9 protein-coding genes are annotated in these 5,922 nt (G+C 45.6%); 8 read left to right on the top strand and 1 reads right to left on the bottom strand.

Features of this window, described 5'->3' with window-relative positions; all coding sequences use genetic code 11:
• The 6 genes from GPK88_RS14345 to GPK88_RS14320 form a co-directional block, all read left to right on the top strand.
• On the top strand, window positions 1–247 hold a 247-nt coding region (locus GPK88_RS14345; protein ID WP_215707972.1), incomplete at its 5' end, for a plasmid mobilization protein.
• Window positions 208–1,305 (top strand): relaxase/mobilization nuclease domain-containing protein, encoded by a 1,098-nt coding sequence (locus GPK88_RS14340; protein ID WP_215664077.1) that lies wholly within the window; start codon window positions 208–210, stop codon window positions 1,303–1,305. The genes GPK88_RS14345 and GPK88_RS14340, both read left to right, overlap by 40 nt.
• Window positions 1,226–1,669, top strand: coding sequence for a DUF6040 family protein (locus tag GPK88_RS14335; protein ID WP_215707973.1), 444 nt, complete (start codon window positions 1,226–1,228; stop codon window positions 1,667–1,669). Before GPK88_RS14340 ends, GPK88_RS14335 begins: the two co-directional genes overlap by 80 nt.
• Entirely contained in the window at window positions 1,666–1,983 is a 318-nt protein-coding gene (locus tag GPK88_RS14330) for a DUF6040 family protein (RefSeq protein ID WP_215707971.1), read from the top strand. The genes GPK88_RS14335 and GPK88_RS14330 overlap by 4 nt, the downstream gene beginning before the upstream one ends.
• A 198-nt stretch (window positions 1,984–2,181) precedes the next feature.
• The gene (locus tag GPK88_RS14325) at window positions 2,182–3,561 is read left to right on the top strand and encodes a hypothetical protein (protein WP_252197779.1); all 1,380 of its coding nucleotides are present in this window, start codon (window positions 2,182–2,184) and stop codon (window positions 3,559–3,561) included.
• The gene (locus GPK88_RS14320) at window positions 3,536–4,039 is read left to right on the top strand and encodes a hypothetical protein (RefSeq protein WP_178016275.1); all 504 of its coding nucleotides are present in this window, start codon (window positions 3,536–3,538) and stop codon (window positions 4,037–4,039) included. The genes GPK88_RS14325 and GPK88_RS14320 overlap by 26 nt, the downstream gene beginning before the upstream one ends.
• 125 nt (window positions 4,040–4,164) lie before the next feature.
• Here GPK88_RS14320 and GPK88_RS14315 read toward each other — a convergent pair whose 3' ends face one another.
• Window positions 4,165–4,863: a hypothetical protein gene (locus tag GPK88_RS14315; protein WP_178016276.1), complete on the bottom strand. Its 699-nt coding sequence runs from the start codon at window positions 4,861–4,863 to the stop codon at window positions 4,165–4,167.
• A gap of 657 nt (window positions 4,864–5,520) precedes the next feature.
• Here GPK88_RS14315 and GPK88_RS14310 point away from each other — a divergent pair.
• On the top strand, window positions 5,521–5,772 hold the full coding sequence (locus GPK88_RS14310; protein ID WP_178016277.1) for a hypothetical protein: 252 nt from the start codon (window positions 5,521–5,523) through the stop codon (window positions 5,770–5,772).
• Window positions 5,769–5,922 (top strand): plasmid mobilization protein (locus GPK88_RS19790; protein ID WP_442860236.1); only part of this gene is annotated, 154 nt, incomplete at its 3' end. The genes GPK88_RS14310 and GPK88_RS19790, both read left to right, overlap by 4 nt.

The raw sequence follows: 5,922 nt of genomic DNA, 5'->3' as shown, positions 1-5,922 counted from the left end.
GGAGCAATCTGGGAAGAGCCAGCAACAGTACATCATTGAAGCACTCACGCAGAAACAGGTCATAAATACGGATGGGATCAAAGAAATTTATCCGGAGCTGAAGCGGCAGGGAAACAACCTGAACCAGATCGCCAAGAAGCTCAATGAAAACGGGTATGTAGACTATAAACATGAACTTCCTGACACCATGAAAGAAGTGAGAGAAGTATGGCGGTTATTAAAGCAGTATCTTCAAAAGCAGGCATAGGCCAGGTATTGGATTATGTGACAAAAGGAGAAAAGACCGAAGAAAAGCTGGTAAGCGGTCTGCACTGTGAGCCTGAAACGGTCAAGGACGAAATGCAGGCAACAAAGGAACTGTGGGGTAAGACCGGCGGAAGGACGTACAAACATTTTGTCCAGAGCTATCATGCGGACGAACAGATCACACCGGAGCAAGCTCACCGGAACGCTGTGGAGCTTGCGGAGCATACCCAGGCATGGCAAGGGTTTGAGGTGCTGATCGTCACGCATAAAGACCGGAAACACATACACACACATTTTATCGCCAATTCCGTGAATTATGAGGACGGCCACAAGCTCCAATGGAGCAGTACCGACCTACGAGACTTAAAGGAGCGGTGCAATACGCAGAGCCGGGAACAGGGCTTGCATGTTCCGGAAAAGGGAAAGACCTTTGAGGGGGCAGAACGGGAAGAAACTGTGGCATGGAAAAAGGATACCTACCAGCTCCTGAAACAGGCAGAGCAGGGCAAGGTCAAGAGCTATGTGCAGGAGATCGCCCTGGCTGTCCTGGACTGCAAGGAGACAGCCACCAGCCGTGAGAAGTTCATCGAGCAGATGGCAGACAGGGGTTACCGGGTGGACTGGCAGGACAACCATAAATACATTACCTTTACAGATTTAGCCAGGGAACAGGCAGGGGAGAAAGCCTGTAAAATCAGGGATAACAAATTAAGTAAGTATTACAATATGGATTTTGGAAAGGGGGAGCTGCAGCGTGAGTTTGAAGTCAATTCACGAAGCAAGGAGAATACAGAACGAGCCAAAGAACAGCTCCGACAGTCAGCTCATCGAGGAACAGAGATGCCTGATCGGGGAGCTGCAGGGGCAAATATCGGAACTTTCCTCAACAAACTCAACGCTGATGAGCGAGCTTCGGAAGAAAAGCGAGACCATAAGATCGCTGAACGAGCAGATCGGGAAGCTGTCAGAGAGCGACAACGTGCTGAAGCAGAACGAGCGGTTAGAGAGAGAAAAGCAAGAAGCCATTCAAAGAGCCGATACCGTGGTCCAGAACTGTAAAGCCGAGTATGAGCAAAAAGTCAGGGAGCTGGACCGGCAGAAAAACAGGGCAGAACGCATGGAGCAGGATGCAAAAGTGGCTATGGCACGTCAACAAGCTTTAATCCGGGCAAATGCGGAAGCTATGAGCAAGGCTGAAAGGAGCCGCCTGGAAAGCCAATATAAAGCGAAGACAGCCGGGTATGAGGGTGTCATGCTGGGAAGTCTTTTGTACGGAACACTATGCACTCTTTTTGCAGCGGCACGCTCAGAAACCTTTATAAGCGATTTTAAGGCGTTTTTTGGCGTTATATGGAGTTTTTCCGGTTATGTGCAGATAAAGTGTTTCAGGTGGCAAAATGGGCGGCACAGGTGGGTGATATGATACCACAGCCGACGGTTTCTGCCATAGTCCACTGGTTAATCCAGATCATACTTGTTGTTGGCGTGGCTGTGGGAGTCGGTTTCCTGCTCTTTATCGGTGGAGAAAAGCTGTATAGTGGGTATAAGGAGCATTTTGCCGACCAGATCAGCCTTGCGGAGCTTCTGATCAGCTTTGCCGTGGTGGTGTTCTTTGCGGAGCCGATCAGGGAAGCCCTGCCAGTCAATCTTCTTTTGCTCCTGCTGATCTGTCATGGGGCGTGTATGGGTATCCGGCAGTATATAAAAGGCTGGCGGAGAGCTAGAGGGTACTACTGATACAACAAATAGGAGTATTGCAATACAACGTATATGTGTAAAGTAAAGGATTGAAAAGCCTGTTTTAATCCTTTATAATCCAAGTAAAAAAAGGTGCAAAAACTCATTGATAATATAACGGACGGAGAGGGCGTTAGCCCCTTCTAAAAGGTGCAAAAACTCATTGATAATATAACGGACGGAGAGGGGGTGATGGGTATGAATATCCTTGCTGAAGAACTGGCAAAATGGTTTGAGGAAGTCCCGGCTATGGAGTTTTACCGTGAAGTGTTCCCAGAGGGGGAACTGGACGGAGCTGATGAATTGACGCCGGGGCGGTATACGGGGATTGCTGTGGAGATTACCAACGAGAGACGGAACGGTAAACAGGTGATCCGTCGGTATACTGTAACGGACGATCTGGATGAAATAGACCGCTTGCAGTACAGTGATAATTTTTGTATCTTAGCCCCGATCAGCTATGCCGGAAAGAGCCGGATTAGCAGAAATGCTCGTTTCCTGTATGCTTTTGTGGTGGAGCTGGATAATCTGATCGTCAATAAAAAGAAAGAGCAGATCGGTTTGAAAAGTCTGATTTCACAGTGGAGCAACCGGGTTCACTGGATACCGAGACCGACGTATCTGGTTGCTTCAGGAACAGGGGTACACCTCTATTATCTGATGGAAAAGCCTGTTCCGTTGTTCGGGAATGTGGCAAAGGAGCTTGCCGCATATAAACGAGAGCTGACAGAGAAAATTTGGAACCGGCATGTCACATGGTCATGCACAAAGGAGACCATCCAGCAGGAGAGTGTTTTTCAGGCGTTTCGCATGGTAGGAACCATTACGAAGCTGGGAGACCGGGTGCAGGCGTTCCGTACTGGAGACCGGGTGTCTCTGGATGACCTAAACAAGTATGTAAGCGCTGATCGGCAGGTCACAGAGGTTTATAAGAGCTGCCTGACACGGGCAGAAGCGAAAGAAAAATATCCGGAGTGGTACGAAAAACGGGTGGTTCATAAGGAGCCGAAAGGTCACTGGATCTGCAAACGTGACCTTTATGACTGGTGGAAGCGGAAAATCAGGGCAGAAGCTGTGGTCGGTCACCGCTATTACTGCCTAATGATGTTGGCAATCTATGCCGTGAAATGTGATATTGACCGGGCTGAGCTGGAAGAAGACTGTATGGAGCTTATGGAAGTCTTCGAGGAGCGGACGGACAGGGAAGACAACCATTTCACGGAAAAGGACGTTCTGGACGCTCTTCAGAGCTTTGAGGACAAAGGGCTTATCACTTACCCGGTGAACAGTATTGCCAATCGGAGCGGCATTGCAATCCCGAGAAATAAGCGGAATTATCGAAAACAAGAGGTTCATGTCAAGTATATGAATAATCAGAGAGCTTTCAAAGTAGAGCTGGGAGAGTGTACGAATGGTGGCAGACCATCACAGGAGCAGACTGTCCGGGAATGGCAGGAGCTTCACCCAGACGGAAAGAAAGCAGACTGTATCCGTGAGACAGGGCTTGCGAAACATACCGTCTACAAATGGTGGCAGAAAGGAGCGGCAGGGTATGAAGACGATAAAACAGATCGCTGACGAGCTGGGAGTGAATAAGCAAAAAGTCTATCGGTTTATAGTCAAGAACCACATCACCGCATCAAGTGAAGTGAAGCAGTCCAAACTCTATGATGAAGCAGCTGAAAGGCTGATAAAAAGCCATTTTGACCGTATCACTACATCATGCGAACGAAGTAGTGAACCGCATCAAAAAAGCGGAAATGAAATGCTGTTGGAGCAATTGATTAAGGAGTTGGAAGTCAAAAACGAGCAGTTAAGCGAAAAGGACAGGCAGATCAGGGAGAAAGACCGCCAGATTGCCGAAATGCAGGCACAGTTATCAAAAAATCAGAAGCTGATTGATCAGGAGCAACAGCTCCGCATGGTGACAGAACGGAAGTTCCAGTTATTAGAGCAACAGCAGAAAGATGGCAACAAAGCGTTTCAGGAAGAAGAAATGCAACAGGGTGTTTCGGAAAAAGCGGAAGAGAAGCACTGGTGGAAATTTTGGAAATAAAGAAATTATTAGACAATAAGGTTCTGCAGAACCTTGGACTAACAGAATTGTAGGAAACAAAAATGGCTGGGAGATTTCCCAGCCATTTTTGTTTCCTACAATTCTGTTATGATCGAGAGAATGTATTAAGTTGAATATGCTTCAAACCAAATGTCCCAGCCTTCACTGTAGACATAATATTCAATAAAACCGGACTGTTTATAAGGTTCCTCAAGTGTACCGATAAAGTGGCAAACATATGTCCTTCGTCCGTCTATCAAATCATAAGAAAAGTCAGTTTCTGTCCAGTCGGTGCCGTAGCCACTATTTAAACGGCTAGAATGGGAACTTAGAGAGGCCCATACAGTGTTACCATAGGCATCAGATGTTGTATTACCAGTCATACTACAACGGATAGAAGTACCATTTGGAACTAAAGTACCAATACTATGATAGTAAATACGACTAATAAGAGCTCTAGGTGCAGGAGAATCAGGAGTAGTGGAAGAATCAGAAGTATCCATTCTTCCGGATTCCTCTAATTCTTTCATGTACTGCTCATAAGCTTGATGATTTTCGATACGAGCCTGCTGACCTTTTATTAGAGAAGATTCCAAGTCGGTCAGAGTGCTGTTTACTTCTTCAAGAGAAAGTGCAGATGCTTTTCTTGCTGTAGGAGCTTTTTTAATTGTTACATCATATTTTTCCTCTAATTGAGAAAGTCCAGTTTCCAGCCTATCTGCTGGAGAGGACGTTTCTGCTGCAAAAGCAGGAAAGGCTGTCATGGTAAGTATACAGGTAGTCGATAGTACCATAGAAATAATTTTTTTGACAATTTTTTTCATACAAAACTCCTTTCTCTTTTCTAGACTTGATAACTATAACTAAAAACTAAATTGACATCGGAACCACCCCACAATTTTTAAATAACAAGAGAGTAAAAGGTTAAAATTTTACCAAATATAGTCCTAACTTTATTATAACAATTATAACAATATAATACAATATCTAAGAATATCGAATAATGTCGAAATATATAGAACTGCCGCATTAAGCCATTTTCTTTTGACGTCCGTTCTGTTACTTCCCATGAGATTCATTGTCCGCTCCAGGGTGGGAAAGTAAAGGGTGATCTGCGATCATTTTTTACTGGCTATCACCAGAAAAAACAAGCCCTTGACTATTCCACCCTTATGCGCTCCAAGTCACCCAAGGGAAGTAAGCCTCACTATGCCCACTAAGCCGCAGCTCCGCTCAATGGGCTATGCCCAGCCGCTCAGGCCAACCCAAATATCTCCGCTTGACAAAATGGCTATCACTTAATATAATAAGTATAGCGGAGATATTGCAAGTTCCCTAAAGTGATAGCCAAAAGACTACACTTCAGAACTTGTGAGGGAGGGAAATCCCCCCTTCAATCCCCCCATTTACCGAGCCGAAAGGCTCATAAAAATGAGTGATAGCCACAGTGTTTACATGAAAAAATCAGGGAGGGAAAACAGATGACATTAAGAAATTTTTTGAAACTTCATCAGGATGGAACTGCTACGAGGTGTGTGTCTATCCACCTGTTGCCATATGATGATGAGAAGCATGGTTATATGAAAACTTATTTTGAAGAAGCAGATCAGGAAAAAATTGAAGCGTCTGAGCTTTTCAAAGAAATCAGGAGCAAGCAGGTACACCATTTTAATATTATCGGCGGAGGTATGTACCCGGTGGAACTCTGTATTTATCTGGAGGGGGAGCAATGAACAGGACAAGACCGAAGCAGATCGTGATCCGGGTGAGCGAGGAAGAGCTGGCGCAGATTAAAAAAAAGGTGGAGCAATCTGGGAAGAGCCAGCAACAGTACATCATTGAAGCACTCACGCAGAAACAGGTCATAAATACGGATGGGATCA

The organism is Blautia sp. MCC269 (assembly GCF_018785655.1).
In the GTDB taxonomy this organism is placed as follows: Bacteria; Bacillota; Clostridia; order Lachnospirales; family Lachnospiraceae; genus Blautia_A.
The sequence above is the reverse complement of the archived record's forward strand: the minus strand, read 5'-3'. Positions and strand labels throughout refer to the sequence as shown.

Coding starts and splice junctions, on each gene's coding strand:
- GPK88_RS14340 (WP_215664077.1), top strand. CDS start 208: ATGGCGGTTATTAAAGCAGTATCTTCAAAAGCAGGCATAGGCCAGGTA.
- GPK88_RS14315 (WP_178016276.1), bottom strand. CDS start 4,863: ATGAAAAAAATTGTCAAAAAAATTATTTCTATGGTACTATCGACTACC.
- GPK88_RS14310 (WP_178016277.1), top strand. CDS start 5,521: ATGACATTAAGAAATTTTTTGAAACTTCATCAGGATGGAACTGCTACG.
- GPK88_RS14325 (WP_252197779.1), top strand. CDS start 2,182: ATGAATATCCTTGCTGAAGAACTGGCAAAATGGTTTGAGGAAGTCCCG.
- GPK88_RS14320 (WP_178016275.1), top strand. CDS start 3,536: ATGAAGACGATAAAACAGATCGCTGACGAGCTGGGAGTGAATAAGCAA.
- GPK88_RS14330 (WP_215707971.1), top strand. CDS start 1,666: ATGATACCACAGCCGACGGTTTCTGCCATAGTCCACTGGTTAATCCAG.